This window comes from Sedimenticola thiotaurini, from assembly GCF_001007875.1.
GTDB classification, from domain to species: Bacteria; Pseudomonadota; Gammaproteobacteria; order Chromatiales; family Chromatiaceae; genus Sedimenticola; species Sedimenticola thiotaurini.
Genome location: NZ_CP011412.1, coordinates 2790673 through 2804895, shown reverse-complemented (window position 1 = coordinate 2804895; position 14223 = coordinate 2790673). Strand labels below are relative to the sequence as shown.

General features: G+C 57.6%; 13 protein-coding genes. 8 read left to right on the top strand and 5 right to left on the bottom strand.

The genetic code is table 11. From position 1 onward, the window contains the following. Window positions 1-22: 22 nt before the first annotated feature. From glyS to AAY24_RS12870, 3 genes are all read right to left on the bottom strand, one after another. On the bottom strand, window positions 23-2101 hold the full coding sequence (gene glyS / locus AAY24_RS12880) for a glycine--tRNA ligase subunit beta (RefSeq protein ID WP_046860030.1): 2079 nt from the start codon (window positions 2099-2101) through the stop codon (window positions 23-25). Then, a complete protein-coding gene (glyQ, locus tag AAY24_RS12875) occupies window positions 2094-3026 on the bottom strand; it encodes a glycine--tRNA ligase subunit alpha (RefSeq protein ID WP_046860029.1) in 933 nt (310 codons plus the stop codon). The genes glyS and glyQ overlap by 8 nt, the downstream gene beginning before the upstream one ends. 174 nt (window positions 3027-3200) lie before the next feature. After that, a complete protein-coding gene (locus AAY24_RS12870; protein WP_046860028.1) occupies window positions 3201-3845 on the bottom strand; it encodes a TetR/AcrR family transcriptional regulator in 645 nt (214 codons plus the stop codon). A gap of 144 nt (window positions 3846-3989) precedes the next feature. Here AAY24_RS12870 and AAY24_RS12865 point away from each other — a divergent pair, with 144 nt between their 5' ends. From AAY24_RS12865 to AAY24_RS12830, 8 genes are all read left to right on the top strand, one after another. Further along, window positions 3990-5033 (top strand): tRNA (5-methylaminomethyl-2-thiouridylate)-methyltransferase, encoded by a 1044-nt coding sequence (locus AAY24_RS12865; RefSeq protein WP_046860027.1) that lies wholly within the window; start codon window positions 3990-3992, stop codon window positions 5031-5033. After that, window positions 5030-5263: a sulfurtransferase TusA family protein gene (locus AAY24_RS12860; RefSeq protein WP_046860026.1), complete on the top strand. Its 234-nt coding sequence runs from the start codon at window positions 5030-5032 to the stop codon at window positions 5261-5263. Before AAY24_RS12865 ends, AAY24_RS12860 begins: the two co-directional genes overlap by 4 nt. Window positions 5264-5267: 4 nt before the next feature. Then, a complete protein-coding gene (locus AAY24_RS12855; RefSeq protein ID WP_046860025.1) occupies window positions 5268-6419 on the top strand; it encodes a cation diffusion facilitator family transporter in 1152 nt (383 codons plus the stop codon). Window positions 6420-6771: 352 nt separating this feature from the next. Continuing rightward, window positions 6772-8178, top strand: a complete 1407-nt coding sequence (gene glnA, locus AAY24_RS12850) for a glutamate--ammonia ligase (RefSeq protein ID WP_046860024.1) — start codon at window positions 6772-6774, stop codon at window positions 8176-8178. A gap of 188 nt (window positions 8179-8366) precedes the next feature. Then, window positions 8367-9077: a DUF4124 domain-containing protein gene (locus AAY24_RS12845; protein WP_046860023.1), complete on the top strand. Its 711-nt coding sequence runs from the start codon at window positions 8367-8369 to the stop codon at window positions 9075-9077. A 314-nt stretch (window positions 9078-9391) separates the two neighbouring features. Beyond that, complete coding sequence (gene glnL / locus AAY24_RS12840; RefSeq protein WP_082117143.1) at window positions 9392-10486, top strand: nitrogen regulation protein NR(II); 1095 nt, start codon at window positions 9392-9394, stop codon at window positions 10484-10486. Next, window positions 10473-11879, top strand: a complete 1407-nt coding sequence (ntrC, locus tag AAY24_RS12835) for a nitrogen regulation protein NR(I) (RefSeq protein WP_046860021.1) — start codon at window positions 10473-10475, stop codon at window positions 11877-11879. The genes glnL and ntrC overlap by 14 nt, the downstream gene beginning before the upstream one ends. A 25-nt stretch (window positions 11880-11904) precedes the next feature. Next, the gene (locus tag AAY24_RS12830; RefSeq protein WP_046860020.1) at window positions 11905-12303 is read left to right on the top strand and encodes a hypothetical protein; all 399 of its coding nucleotides are present in this window, start codon (window positions 11905-11907) and stop codon (window positions 12301-12303) included. Between the two features lie 39 nt (window positions 12304-12342). Here AAY24_RS12830 and AAY24_RS12825 read toward each other — a convergent pair whose 3' ends face one another. Then, entirely contained in the window at window positions 12343-12867 is a 525-nt protein-coding gene (locus tag AAY24_RS12825; RefSeq protein ID WP_046860019.1) for a TlpA disulfide reductase family protein, read from the bottom strand. A gap of 38 nt (window positions 12868-12905) precedes the next feature. After that, window positions 12906-14168, bottom strand: coding sequence for an HDOD domain-containing protein (locus AAY24_RS12820; RefSeq protein WP_046860018.1), 1263 nt, complete (start codon window positions 14166-14168; stop codon window positions 12906-12908). Between the last annotated feature and the right edge of the window lie 55 nt (window positions 14169-14223).

Genomic DNA, 14223 nt, shown 5'->3' with positions numbered 1-14223 from the left:
ACGGCTCATCGTTATTCCGATATCATCTAGCCTGTAATAGAGATATATCGGCAACACCGAGGAACAGCTGGTTCAGACGATTGAGCAGGGCCAACCGGTTGCCCCGTATAGCCGGATCTTCCGCCATGACCATCACCTCATCAAAGAACTGATCCACCGGGGCCTGTAGAGTCGACAAGGACTGCAGTACCGATTCATAAGCCGTCTGTTCCATCAGGGGCGTGATCTCTTCCACTTTCTGTTCAATGACCCTGTGCAGATTTTGCTCCTGGGTTGAATCAAACAGTGCCGGGTCCACACTCGCCGGGATCGGCTGATCACTCTTTTTCAGAATATTGTGGATGCGCTTATTGGCAGCGGCCAACGCATCGGCCGCTGCCAGCTTGCGGAACCCGGCCACCGCTGCCACGCGGCGATCGAAATCGGCGACCGATTCTGGCCGTATGGCCGCCACGGCTTCAAACAGGTCCACCGGCAGTTGCTGCTCCAGGTAGATCCCTTTGAGACGTTCCAGCATGAAGTTATAGACCTGCTCCACACAGTCCGCCTCGGTTATGGCAGTCTGTAGTTGTTCTGCAGCTACTTCCAGCAACGCATGTAGATTCAGGTTAAGTGAGTGCTCACGCATGATGCGCAGGGCACCCAGGGCGGCGCGGCGCAGGGCAAACGGATCCTTGTCGCCGCTCGGTTTCATACCGATGCCGAAGATACCCACCAGAGTATCCAGCCGCTCCGCCAGTGACACTGCGATACCGGTTTTGGTCTGGGGCAGGCTGTCGCCGGAGTAGCGGGGCATATAAAACTCATCCAGGGCCTGGGCGATCTCGTCCGGTTCGCCGTCCCGTCGGGCCTGATAACGTCCCATGATGCCCTGCATATCGGGGAATTCGTACACCATCTCGGTCATCAGATCACACCGGCTCAACATGCCGGCCCGTTCCGCCATGGCGCTGTCGCCACCGATCTGCCCGGCAATCAGGCCGGCCAGGGTGGCCACCCGCTGGCTCTTGTCATGCATGGAGCCGAGTTTCTGCTGGAACAGCACACTCTTCAGCGAGTCGATGCGGCTGGCCAGGCTCTGTTTTCCATCCTGCTGCCAGAAGAACATGGCATCGCTCAGGCGTGGCCGGACGACCCGTTCGTTGCCCTCTTTGATCAGTTCCGGTTTCGGGCTGTCCACATTGGCGATGGTGATGAAGTGATTCATCAGCTGCCCCTGCTGATCCACCAGGTGGAAATACTTCTGGTTTTTCTTCATGGTGCTGATGAGGGCTTCATGGGGGACTTCCAGGAAGCGCTCTTCGAATCCGGCCGAGATGGGAACCGGCCACTCCACCAGTCCGGTCACTTCATCCAGCAGCGCCTCGTCAATCGGCGCCTGACCGCCAATGGCGGCGGCGGTCTGGCTCACCTGCTGGCGAATGCGTTCACGTCGCTCGTTGAAATCGGCAATTACGTAACCCGATTCCTGGAGCAGTTGCCGGTAGCGGTCCGGGCGATCCACCCGGATCGGCTGAGGGTGGTGGAAGCGGTGACCCCGGGTCTGATCACCCGCATCGGTGTCCAGCAGTCGACAGGGCACCACCTGTTCCCCCAGCAGAAACAGCAACCACTGAACCGGGCGTACAAACTGGGCCTCTGAACTACCCCAGCGCATACGCTTGGGGATGGGCAGACGGTTAAGCGCCTCCTCGGCGATACCGGGCAGCAGTTCCAGGGTCGGTTTGCCTTTTTCCTGGAATCGGTGCACCAGCCACTCTCCCTTGTCGGTGCTAAGGCGCTCAAGCTGATCCACCGTGGTTTGGCAGGAACGGGCAAAGCCCTGGGCGGCCTTGGTGGGATTACCATCGGCATCGAAAGCGGCCTGCACGGCAGGTCCGCGACGTTCGGTCTCCCGGTCGGGTTGGGCAGTGCTGCAGGACTCGATCCAGAGGGCAAGTCTGCGCGGCGTGGCGTAGGCATGCACCTCACCATGGGGCAGATTGGCGCGCTTGAGTCCATCCACAAAGGATTGGGTCAGGGCATCAGAAAGCTTTTTCAGGGCGACCGGAGGGAGTTCTTCGGTGCCGAGTTCGAACAGCAGATCGGCACAATCAGCCATGGGCCAGCTCCTTCTTGTTTTTCAGCATGGGGAAGCCCAGTTTCTCCCGGGCGTCGTAATAGGCCTGGGCGACAGCCCGGGCCAGGGCGCGCACGCGCAGAATGTAGCGCTGGCGCTCAGTTACAGAAATGGCGTGGCGGGCATCCAGCAGATTGAAGGCGTGGGAGGCCTTCAGCACCTGCTCGTAGGCCGGCAGGGGTAGACCCTGTTCAATCAGCTTGTTGCTCTCTTTCTCACACTGATCGAAATAGCTGAACAGGAAATCCACGTCGGCGTGCTCAAAATTGTAGGCTGACTGCTCCACTTCGTTCTGATGGAACACATCCCCGTAGGTGACCGGGCCATCCGGACCCTGGGTCCAGACCAGATCATAGACGCTCTCCACGTTCTGCAGATACATGGCAATGCGCTCCAGACCATAGGTGATCTCACCGGTCACGGGTCGGCAGTCGAGACCGCCCACCTGTTGAAAATAGGTGAACTGGGTGACTTCCATCCCGTTCAGCCACACCTCCCAGCCCAGTCCCCAGGCACCAAGGGTGGGGGATTCCCAGTTGTCCTCGACAAAACGGATATCGTGCACCTTGCTGTCCAGCCCGAGCAACTCCAGGGAACCCAGGTAGAGCTCCTGGATGTTCAGGGGCGAGGGTTTCAGTGCCACCTGGAACTGATAATAGTGCTGCAGCCGATTGGGATTCTCACCATAGCGGCCGTCGGTGGGGCGGCGGGAAGGCTGCACGTAGGCGGCACTCCAGGGCTCCGGACCGATGGAACGGAGAAAAGTGGCGGTATGGAAAGTACCGGCCCCCACTTCCATGTCGTAGGGTTGCAGGATCACACAGCCCTGTTCTGCCCAGTAGCGCTCCAGGGCGAAAATCAGGCCCTGAAAGGTCGATGTATCAGGACCATTAATCGAATTCGTCATAGTTAAGGTCGAGGCTCTTTATATAAGGAAAAACAGATCCGCCCAGTATATCGTTTCGGCGACGGATTGTTGAGTCTGGGCCCGGGACAATCTGGTCCGCCTCAGCCGTTCTAAGCGCCGTGGCGGCACCGGATGATGGCCCGACAGGGGATCAGGGTTTCTTACACAGTGATTTCAAGGTGCCTGAATGGGGCTTGGTGAATCGTTCTGGTCAGTCTCACCCGGGTTCAATGCGTACCAGGTATTGCACCACAACTCCTCGAAATAGGTGTGGATGGGCTCCTCGATGACCCCATCGAGACGCAGGCAGATCATTCGAATGACACCGCCGTAAGCGATCATGGCGGCACTGAGTGGTTGCATCGCTCTGATCTCACCACTGGTTACGCCCTGGTAAACAAAATCCCGCATGCGGGCAAACGGAGTGGATGAGCAGATGGCCGGTTCGTTTGGCAGAAACTCCTTGTGTCGGGCGTGGATAATGAAATCCATCACCTGTGGTGCGGACTCGGTCAGTTCGAACAGCAGCTTCGCCACACCCCGACAGCGTGACTCGGCATCACTGCAGCGATCCTCGATCAGGTTGATCTGTTGGGTCATGAAATCGAGTAACTGCTGGTAGAGAGCCCGGGCGATGCCCTCCTTGTCGCCAAAGTTGTTGTAAACAAAACCGATCGATACACCGGCCTGGTCTGTGATGTCATGGATCGAGGTGTTGAAAAAACCTTTGCTGACAAACAGACCCAGGGCCGTTGACAAGATGGCGGCGTGGCGGGGTGGAAGATCCGCAAAAAACGTTTCAGATAGATTTTCAGACATGGGCGCAAATTAGAAAGAGTGTTGATACTTGTCAAGGCGTGGCCCGATGACGGGGCGTTCAAGGGGAATAAACATTTCTTTGATGTGAACTAAGCCAAACGCTTACAATATCGGGCCGATCACCGCCAGACTCCTGATACCATCATGACTAAACAACGCAAGGCCGTAGCCCTCATCTCCGGTGGCCTGGATTCACTACTGGCCGCCAAGGTCATTCAGCAACAGGGCATCCATGTAGAGGGGATCAATTTTTTCACCGGATTCTGCGTGGAGGGTCACACCCACGCGATTCGCCAGAAGGATCGAGACCGGCCCAAGCGCAACAACGCCCTGTGGGTGGCGGAACAGCTGGGTATCAAGTTACACATTGTGGATATTGTGGAAGAGTACAAGGATATTGTGCTGAATCCCAAGCATGGTTATGGGGCGAATCTGAATCCCTGCCTGGATTGCAAGATCTTCATGGTGAAGAAGGCCCAGGAGTGGATCGAGACGCATGGGTTCGATTTCATTATCACCGGCGAAGTGGTGGGACAACGACCCATGTCCCAGCGCAAGGACACCATGCCGGTGGTGGCGCGGGATTCCGGAGCCGAAGATCGCCTGGTGCGGCCGCTGTCGGGCAAAAACCTGCCGCCGACTCTGCCGGAGCGGGAAGGGTGGATAACACGGGATAAGTTGTACGGTTTCAATGGCCGCAGTCGTAAGCCGCAGATGGCCCTAGCGGAAGAGTTCGGCCTGAAGGACTACGCTCAGCCCGCCGGAGGCTGCTGTTTCCTGACTGATGCCCAGTACTCGGTCAAGCTGGCGGATCTGTGGCAGGCCCGTGGTGAGAAACGCTACGAAATGGATGACATCATGCTGCTCAAGGTGGGAAGGCATCTGCGCCCCAGAGCCCATTTCAAAGTGATCATCTCCCGGGAAGAGGGGGAGGGCAATTTCCTGCAGGGTTATCGTAAACAGTTCGTCAGTCTGGCCACCACCAGCCATGCCGGGCCGCTGGCGCTGCTGGATGGCGAGGTGAATGATGATGATATCGAACTGGCCGCCCGGCTGGTGGCCCGTTACAGCCAGGGCAAGCAGGCGGACCAGGTGGAACTGACCGTGACCGGGTTGGATGGCAGCCGGCAGCAGCTGTCGGTGAAGCCGCTGGGCGCGGATGAGATTCCCCAGGAGTGGTATATATGAAACCGGTCATTGTGGATGCGCGTCGCCTGCTCTGTCCCATGCCGGTGATCCGGGTTCAGGACCGGGTCAAAGAGCTAGCGCCGGGAACCCGGGTGGAAGCGGTATGTACCGATCCCGGTGCCCTCAATGATATTCCGGCCTGGTGCCGCATCAATGGTCATAAACTGATCGAGACAAGGACCGAAGATAACGAGTACATCATCGTAGTCGAGGTGGGCGAGGACAACTGATTCAATGAACCAGGTTAGCGAACAGAAGCACCTGCGTTATCAGGCCATCCAACGGGTCACCATTGTCGGGGTGCTGGTCAACCTGCTATTGGCTGCCAGCAAGACCATTATCGGCATAGTTGCCCAATCCCAGGCGCTGGTGGCAGACGGCATTCACTCGTTGTCCGATCTGTTGTCGGACGGGCTGGTCTATTTTGCCGCCAAGCAGGCCAACCAGGGGCCGGACGCTGAACACCCCTACGGCCACGGCCGTTTTGAAACCGCTGCGACACTGGGTCTGGGTGTCCTGCTGTCGCTGGTGGCAATCGGTATCACCTGGGATGCGGTATCACGACTCTTTTCACCCGATGCCCTGTTGCACCCGAAACCCCTGGCCCTCTATGCAGCGCTGTTCTCAATCCTGGCCAATGAGGGGCTCTACCACTACACCGCTGCGGTAGCCCGCAAGATCAAGTCGGATCTGCTGCACGCCAATGCCTGGCATCACCGCTCCGACGCCCTATCGTCTGTGGTGGTGCTCATCGGTGTCGGGGGGACCATGGCGGGTCTGCCTTACCTGGATGCCATCGCAGCGGTGGGCGTGGGGCTGATGATTGCCAAGATCGGCTGGGATCTGGGCTGGCCGGCCTTCCAGGAGCTGGTGGATGAGGGACTGGATCAGGAGCGTCTGGAGAGCATCCGGCAGATTATCCACCAGATCGGCGGTGTGATGGATATCCACATGCTGCGGACCCGCCGTATCGGTGGCGAGGCCACGGTCGATGTGCATATCCTGGTGGAACCCTGGTTAAGTGTCTCGGAAGGACACATGATCGGCCAGATGGTGATTGATCGCCTGCTGAAAGAGATATCCGAAGTGATGGATGTCACGGTACATATCGATCCGGAAGATGATGAGAAGGCGATCCCCTGTGAAGGATTGCCCCTGCGGGCCCAGGCCGAGAAGTTGCTGGCCCAGCAGTGGTGCAGTATCCCCGGTGCGGAAAAACGGTTACGGGTGGTACTGCACTATCTGGCGGGAAAAATTAACGTGGATGTCTACTTCTCGCTGGCGGATCTGCCCGGGGAGGAGACGCGCCGGGAGTTCCAGCAGTCACTCCAGACGAAGGCGGCAGAGTTGCCGGAGTTCGGAGTGGTCCGGGTCTATTATGGATGATGCACTATAATAGTGCGCTATGGTCTGAAAACGCATCGATATGGTGCGCTCGTTCTCCAGGATAGTGCTCCCTCCGCTCCATGAGCGCCGGGACTGCCAGACAGGGGCTTCCATACAAACGGGGTTAATCCACTGTAATACAGTCTATTTCGTGCTTCGGCGTGGAAACGTAGTAAAATTACCCGGATGGTTCGGGTCGGGGGTAGACAGACACCTGAACTGTGGCACAGTACTTGCTAATTACAGGACATGCCTTGGCTGCCCCGTAACGGGGCATCCCAACTCGCAAGATTTAACATTGATGGCCACGCTGTGGTCCATTCAAATTTAATACTAACTGCTGGAGAACCTCATGGCCTCAAAAGTCCTGAAGATGATCAAAGACAACGAAGTCAAGTTCGTTGATTTCCGCTTCACTGATACCCGCGGTAAGGAACAGCATGTTTCTGTACCGGCCCACACCATTGATGAAGATCTCTTCACCGACGGCAAGATGTTTGATGGTTCTTCCATTTCCGGTTGGAAGGGGATCAACGAATCCGACATGATCTTGATGCCGGATGCGGAAACCGCTGTTCTTGACCTGTTTGCGGATGAAGTGACCCTTAACATCACCTGTGACATCCTTGAACCTTCCACCATGGAAGGCTACGAGCGTGACCCCCGTTCGGTGGCCCGCCGCGCTGAAGCCTACCTGGCCTCTACCGGCATCGCTGATGCCGCCTTCTTCGGTCCCGAGCCTGAATTCTTTGTACTGGATGACGTGCGTTGGGAGTCCGAGATGAGCGGCTCCTTCTACAAGATTGATTCCGAAGAGGCCGGCTGGAACTCCGAGCGGGTCTACCAGGATGGCAATATCGGCCATCGTCCGGGCACCAAGGGCGGTTACTTCCCCGTTCCCCCGGTTGATTCCCTGAACGATATCCGTGCCGCCATGTGTCTGGCCATGGAAGAGATGGGTGTGCCGGTGGAGGTGCATCATCACGAAGTGGCAACCGCCGGCCAGTGTGAGATCGGTACCAAGTTCGCTACCCTGGTGAAACGTGCCGACTGGGTACAGGTGCAGAAGTACGTCACCTGGAACGTGGCACACGCCTATGGCAAGACCGCCACCTTCATGCCGAAACCGCTGGTGGGTGATAATGGCTCCGGTATGCACGTACACATGTCCCTGGCCAAGGGCGGTGAGAACCTGTTCGCCGGTAACCTCTACGGTGGTCTGTCTGAAACAGCGCTCTACTACATCGGTGGCATTATCAAACACGCCCGTGCCCTGAACGCTTTCACCAACCCTTCCACCAACTCATACAAGCGTCTGGTACCGGGCTTTGAAGCACCGGTGATGCTGGCCTACTCCGCCCGTAACCGTTCTGCGTCGATCCGTATTCCGTTCGTGAACAGCCCGAAAGGCCGTCGTGTTGAGGTCCGTTTCCCGGATCCCACCGCCAACCCCTATCTGGCCTTCTCCGCTCTGATGATGGCTGGTCTGGACGGAATCCAGAACAAGATCCATCCGGGTGAGGCGATGGATAAGGATCTGTATGACCTGCCTGCCGAAGAGGCTCTCTCCATCCCGACCGTCTGCCACAGCCTGGATCAGGCCCTGGAAGCCTTGGATGCGGATCGTGAGTTCCTCACCGCCGGTGGTGTGTTTACCGATGACCTGATCGACGGCTTTATCGCTCTGAAGATGGATGATGTGACCCGTCTGCGTATGACCACCCATCCGGTTGAGTTTGATATGTACTACAGCCTGTAAACGATCCACTTAGCAGGGATTGTTGAGAAACGCCCCCATCCGGGGGCGTTTTTTTGTTCCGGGTTCATCACCACTGTCTCTGTTCCGGCGATGGCTGGACCAGCATGGGATAACGTCTATCGACTCTTTTATACCCCTGATCCGAACAGTAGTTGAGGCGGCCCCCGGTCTGGGCTATTCTCAATGGTATGAGAAGCATCCTGTTCATCTGTATCATGTCTCTGGCGCTGGGCAGTCAGGCAGCGATCTATAAATGGGTCGACCGCTCCGGTGCGGTGCACTATTCAGATACCCCGACACGGGATGCCGAGCAGATCCAACTCTCCGATCCCACCATCTATACTCCGGTGAGCAGTGACCTGGAAAACCGCACCGGTCAAGCCCCGTCACAAGCCGCCAAACCGGCTAAATACAGCAGTTTCACCATCGTGTCACCCGCCAGCAATGAAATGGTGCAGGCGAATGGCGGCACGGTCACTCTCGCTTTCCAGACAGAGCCGGCGCTGCAGAGCGGGCACTACATTCAGGTGGTGCTGGATGGACGGATTCAGGATCAGCACGCAACCGGCCTCCAGTTTCAGCTCCACAATCTCAGTCGGGGCGCCCATATGATCCATGCCAGTATCCATGATGCGGCAGGACGTCTGGTGGCGCGCTCCAATATTGTGCAATTCTTCGTGCGCCAGGTCACCGTGATTGAAGATGGTAAGTCCCCTGAACTGCCGCCGTCCGGCAGCTCTGGCAGCGGTGGTGATGCGCCCCAGTATGCGCCGGATTCCGGGTCGGACTACACTGGCGATGCGCCGACCCCGGGTGGTGCCGACGCCTTTAATCCGACCAGCAAACCGATTTCCTCCACGCCGGGCCGGACCAATCCCGCCTTCAGTCCAAACTATTGAGTGGTGGAAAGGGTCATATAGCGATTAAAATCGGCGATAGATATTCTATCTGTCGCTAACTGTAGTGATTATCAGCCATAATCACCTTACCAACCCCCATTTTATCCACCCCACTGGTTGTCCATTTGTTCCCTGATCCAAGCCGGTGATTTGGCGGGTGGTTGGGTTGCCTGAGCCAGCCTATGCACTAAAATAGTGCATAGGCTGGCTGGCCAACAACGTCGTCTTTTTGCGAAAAATCCCATCACGCCTTGGTTTTAAGCCAGTTCTCCCCAGAACCTATTCTTGGTTCGCTTTTTGCATCGGCTTTTGTGATGAAGGATATGATTCAGATAAACGAAATTTCCCAACAGCGGATTCTGGAGAACCTGAGCAGCGCCGTGCTGCTGTTTGACCAGTCACTCTGTTTGCAGTACATGAATCCGGCGGCAGAGATGCTGTTTGAAATCAGTTTTCGCCACACCGTGGGTAATTCGGCCGAGTCGATTATCCAGTGCCCCGGGGGACTGCCCCGGGAACATCTGGAACAGGCCCTGCGCACCGGTCACCATTTCACGGAGCGCGAGTTGTGTCTGCCGCTCCCGGATGGCAAACGGGCCACTGTGGACTGCACGGTCATCCCCCTGTCTGACAGTGAGGGTGAGACGGCCCTGCTGATCGAGATTCAACAGATTGATCGGCAGTTGCGCATCAGCCGCGAGGAACAACTGCTCTCCCAGCACCAGGCCGCCCAGGAGTTGATCCGTGGCCTGGCCCACGAAATCAAGAACCCTCTGGGGGGACTGCGTGGTGCCGCCCAGTTGCTGGAACAGGAGCTGGATGATCCGGGTCTGTGTGAATATACCCAGATCATTATCAATGAAGCGGATCGGCTGAAAAACCTGGTTAACCGGATGCTTGGATCCGACCGGCTGCCCAATCTGAAGCAAGTGAATATTCACACACTGCTGGAGCGTGTGCGCAATCTGGTGCTGGTGGAATCGGGTGAACGGCTGACCATAGAACGGGATTACGATCCCAGCATTCCCGATATTTGCGTGGACAGTGACCGGATCATCCAGGCCCTGTTGAACATCCTGCGCAATGCGGCACGTGAGATCGGCAACTCACCTGATGGCCGCATCCTGCTGCAAACCCGCATCCTGCGTCAGTTCACTATCGGTAATCGCCGCCACCGGCTGGTAGCACAGATCAGCATTGAGGATAACGGCCGGGGTATACCGGATTCGATCCGGGAAAAGCTGTTTTATCCCATGGTGACCGCCAGCGATGATGGCGTGGGCCTGGGACTCACCATTGCCCAATCCCTAATCAACCAGCACAGCGGACTTGTGGAGTGCAGCAGCGAGCCGGGAAAAACTGTATTTACTGTGTTGTTACCTGTGGAGAATCCAAATGCCACCAATTAACAGTGTCTGGGTGATTGATGATGACCGGTCGATTCGCTGGGTATTGGAGAAGGCATTCGAGAAAGCCGGAATGGCGGTCAGATGCTTCCCCAGTGCAGATGGCGTCATGGATGCCCTGGTGCATGAACAACCGGATGTGGTTGTGTCCGATATCCGTATGCCCGGTATGGACGGGCTATCATTACTGGAAAGAATCATTGCGGTCTATCCCGATCTGCCGGTGATTATCATGACCGCGCACTCCGATCTGGACAGCGCCGTAGCCGCATTTCATGGTGGGGCATTCGAGTATCTGCCGAAACCATTTGACGTGGATGAGGCGGTGGAACAGGTCTCCCGTGCCTGTCGCAAGAGTCGAAGCGGATCGGTTCAGGTGGAGGAGCTGCAGTCGAGTCCCGAGATTATTGGTGAGGCGGCGGCCATGCAGGAGGTGTTCCGGGCCATCGGTCGCCTGGCCCGTTCCAACATCACAGTGCTGATCAATGGTGAGTCGGGTACTGGTAAGGAGTTGGTGGCCCATGCGTTGCACCGGCACAGTCCACGCGCTAAACAGCCATTTATCGCCCTGAATATGGCTGCCATACCCCGGGATTTGATGGAATCCGAACTGTTTGGCCATGAGCGCGGGGCTTTCACCGGTGCCCAGGGTCGCCGGGTGGGGCGATTTGAGCAGGCTGATGGGGGCACGCTGTTCCTGGATGAGATCGGTGATATGCCGGCAGAGTTACAGACCCGGCTGCTGCGGGTGCTGGCCGACGGCGAGTTTTACCGGGTCGGGGGACATGAGCCGGTGACAGTGGATGTGCGTATTATCGCCGCCACCCACCAGAACCTGGAACAGTTGGTGAAATTGGGCAGTTTTCGAGAGGATCTGTTCCATCGACTCAACGTCATCCGTATCCACATCCCCTCTCTGCGGGAGCGGCGGGAGGATATCGGCCTGCTGATGCGCCACTTCCTCTCGCTGGCGGCGGAGGAGCTGGGGGTGGAGAGCAAGACCCTGCTGCCAGAGACACTGGCTACCCTGGAACAGTTGGATTGGCCCGGCAATGTGCGCCAGCTGGAAAATACCGCGCGCTGGCTGACGGTGATGGCCTCCAACCAGGAGGTACATGTCAAGGATCTGCCATCGGAGCTGTTGGAGTCGGAGAAACCCCAGACCCAGGATGATGACTGGCGGGCGTCGTTGCGCAGTTGGGCGCGCCAGCGTCTGCAGCAGGGACAGGTGGCGCTGCTGGATGAGGCCACCCCGGAGTTTGAAACCATAATGATTGAAACAGCCCTGGAACAGACTGGCGGCCGAAAGCAGGACGCTGCTAAACTACTGGGCTGGGGCCGCAACACCCTGACCCGGAAAATCAAGGAACTGGGTCTTGAGGCTGGCGATGCCTGATAGAAGTAATCATTAGGAATATCAAATGGATAGCAGCACTATTGAATTGCCTGGTTCGACCATAGAGAGCATCCGGGTAGAGGGCGATACGGTAACCGTACGCTTCTCACCCGCCATGATTATCAAGACGCTGTCCGGCTCTGTTGAGCGGACCCGCTGGCGCCAATCGGGTGAACTGGTCTTTACCGAAGCGACGCTGGAGGGTGAACCACCCGAAACGCCGGTGGTCTGTGCAGGTGGGGATGTAGGGCAGAGTGTCTACACTTACCGGGACATGATCCCGCTACCGTTTGAGGGGCGTGGCCGGGCCAATTGTGACCTGCGGTTTGAGGGTACCGATCGGCGTCTACAGGTCGTGGGTGAGGCGGTTAAGTTGAATATGGAAGATCGCCCCTACTACATCGAGCACATCCGTCCCGCCTGAGCCCTGCAATCTGTCCTGGCTGCTGTGCCGTGGAGCGAATCACTCAGCCGGCAGGGCCAGGCTGCGGATCGGCACCAGCAGCTCCGGCGCATCCCACTCCCGGCTGCCCAGGGCCCGGAACGCCAGACGTCCCTGTTTATCCACCACGTAGGTGATGGGCAGGCGGGTTGCCTCCCATGCGCTGGAGACGCGGCTGTCCGGGTCGAGCAGAACGGGGAAATCCATCTGCTGCTCCTTCAGAAACCGCTCCACCCGGGCCGGTTGTTCGCCCGAATTGATGGCCAGCATTTCCACATCGTATTTTCTCAGCCAGGCGGCCGCGCGGTTCAGCGATGGCATCTCCCGCCGACAGGGCGGGCACCAGGTTGCCCAGAAGTTGATCACCACCACTTTGCCACGGTAATCGGCGAGAGAGACCGGATTACCCAGGGTGTCCCGCAGTGTGAAAGCGGCGGCCTCTTCGGGAGGATCGATCTGGGTCAGCAGGCGGGCGGCGGATGCCGAACCCGAGCCCAGCAGCAACGCAAGGAGAAGCAGGCGGGCGTAAGTCTTTACAGCGTTCATTCGGTTTTCCTGGTGTGGTGTCTGATGCACGGCAGGCATCAAATATTTAGCAGCGCCTGGGCGTGTTGGATCTGATCCTTAGCCTGTTCCAGGATCTTCAGGCTCATCCGGGGAGTCAGTTCACCCAGCTCCAGACGGCTATGGGCCGGCACTTCATCAATTGCCGGCAGGTGGCGGCCCTTGTTGTCACCGATGTAGCTGTGCAGCTGGGCGATTATTACCAGATCGCAGTAATCCGGTGTCGTGCCCTTGTTACGCATCCACTCTTCACCCTCCAGCGCCGCGGTGACGAAGTCCGCGGAAAAATTCCATTTTTTAAGGATCATGCCGCCAATTTCAGCGCGCAAATTCTGCACGGCCTGATCGAGTGCTTCAGGGTCCATGGTCTCGTCGGGAAACTTCTGTGCATAGTTGATGATAGCCACCACGCCGATATCGTGCAGCAGCCCCACCAGCATGGCGTGCTCCGGTTTAAACCGGGAATCGTTGCCGGCCAGCACATAACAGATCGCCGCCACGTGGGTACTGTGTTTCCAGAGCGCCTTCATGCGATTCCGCAACAGCGCTGAATCGCTCTGGAACAGCTCCCGCAGGGCGAAGGAGAGCACCAGCTTCTGAGTCACATCGGCTCCCAGTCGAACCACGGCGGCACTGCAGGTCTCCACAGGCGTACGGCGTCCATAGATAGCGCTGTTTGCCGCTTTGATCAGCTTTGCAGTCATTACCGGATCGATCTGGATGATTTCAGCAATATCGTGGGCATCACTAACCCCATCTTCCAGCGCCCGGCCAATTCGCACAGCGACCTCCGGCAGACTGGGGAGCTTTAACCGATCATTTTTCAGATCGGTCAGTAACAGGTGTGAAAGTTGGTCTTCGAATGCGTTCGGGTCACTCTGGAAATCACCAATCACCTCGTACCCGTCCACACCGCAGGCGGTGCCGTGGTTGTGGGCAATATCTTCCAGGTAGGCATTATCGATCAGCAGGTAGCGCACTTCGGTGCGTGCGGTAACTTTGTATTTACGGGGGCGCAGCTGGGCGATGGGGGATTTGGCTGACGGGTCACCCGCACTGATCTCCCGTCGATGGTTATCCGCCGAGTCCAGGACCAGGGTTCCCTGGAGCAGGAAGTAGGTGTTGTTGTCATCACTGCCCAGCTCTATCAGTACCTCACCCGGTCGGGCGGTTTTAATCTCGGTAACCCCGGCCAGCAGTACCTGTTGCTGTTCGCTCAGTGCCTGCAGCGGAATAAACTGTTTCAACTCTTCTGTGGTGGGGTGATTTGATTGACGATCCATTTGCTAAACCCTATAAACGTCTGCCCGTCCTCTCCGGAAGCGGGTCCTGATTGAT

Bases quoted from the DNA above. Each gene is read 5' to 3' on its own strand.
- glyS (WP_046860030.1), bottom strand. From the start codon at position 2,101: ATGGCTGATTGTGCCGATCTGCTGTTCGAACTCGGCACCGAAGAACTC.
- glyQ (WP_046860029.1), bottom strand. From the start codon at position 3,026: ATGACGAATTCGATTAATGGTCCTGATACATCGACCTTTCAGGGCCTG.
- AAY24_RS12870 (WP_046860028.1), bottom strand. From the start codon at position 3,845: ATGTCTGAAAATCTATCTGAAACGTTTTTTGCGGATCTTCCACCCCGC.
- AAY24_RS12865 (WP_046860027.1), top strand. From the start codon at position 3,990: ATGACTAAACAACGCAAGGCCGTAGCCCTCATCTCCGGTGGCCTGGAT.
- AAY24_RS12860 (WP_046860026.1), top strand. From the start codon at position 5,030: ATGAAACCGGTCATTGTGGATGCGCGTCGCCTGCTCTGTCCCATGCCG.
- AAY24_RS12855 (WP_046860025.1), top strand. From the start codon at position 5,268: ATGAACCAGGTTAGCGAACAGAAGCACCTGCGTTATCAGGCCATCCAA.
- glnA (WP_046860024.1), top strand. From the start codon at position 6,772: ATGGCCTCAAAAGTCCTGAAGATGATCAAAGACAACGAAGTCAAGTTC.
- AAY24_RS12845 (WP_046860023.1), top strand. From the start codon at position 8,367: ATGAGAAGCATCCTGTTCATCTGTATCATGTCTCTGGCGCTGGGCAGT.
- glnL (WP_082117143.1), top strand. From the start codon at position 9,392: ATGAAGGATATGATTCAGATAAACGAAATTTCCCAACAGCGGATTCTG.
- ntrC (WP_046860021.1), top strand. From the start codon at position 10,473: ATGCCACCAATTAACAGTGTCTGGGTGATTGATGATGACCGGTCGATT.
- AAY24_RS12830 (WP_046860020.1), top strand. From the start codon at position 11,905: ATGGATAGCAGCACTATTGAATTGCCTGGTTCGACCATAGAGAGCATC.
- AAY24_RS12825 (WP_046860019.1), bottom strand. From the start codon at position 12,867: ATGAACGCTGTAAAGACTTACGCCCGCCTGCTTCTCCTTGCGTTGCTG.
- AAY24_RS12820 (WP_046860018.1), bottom strand. From the start codon at position 14,168: ATGGATCGTCAATCAAATCACCCCACCACAGAAGAGTTGAAACAGTTT.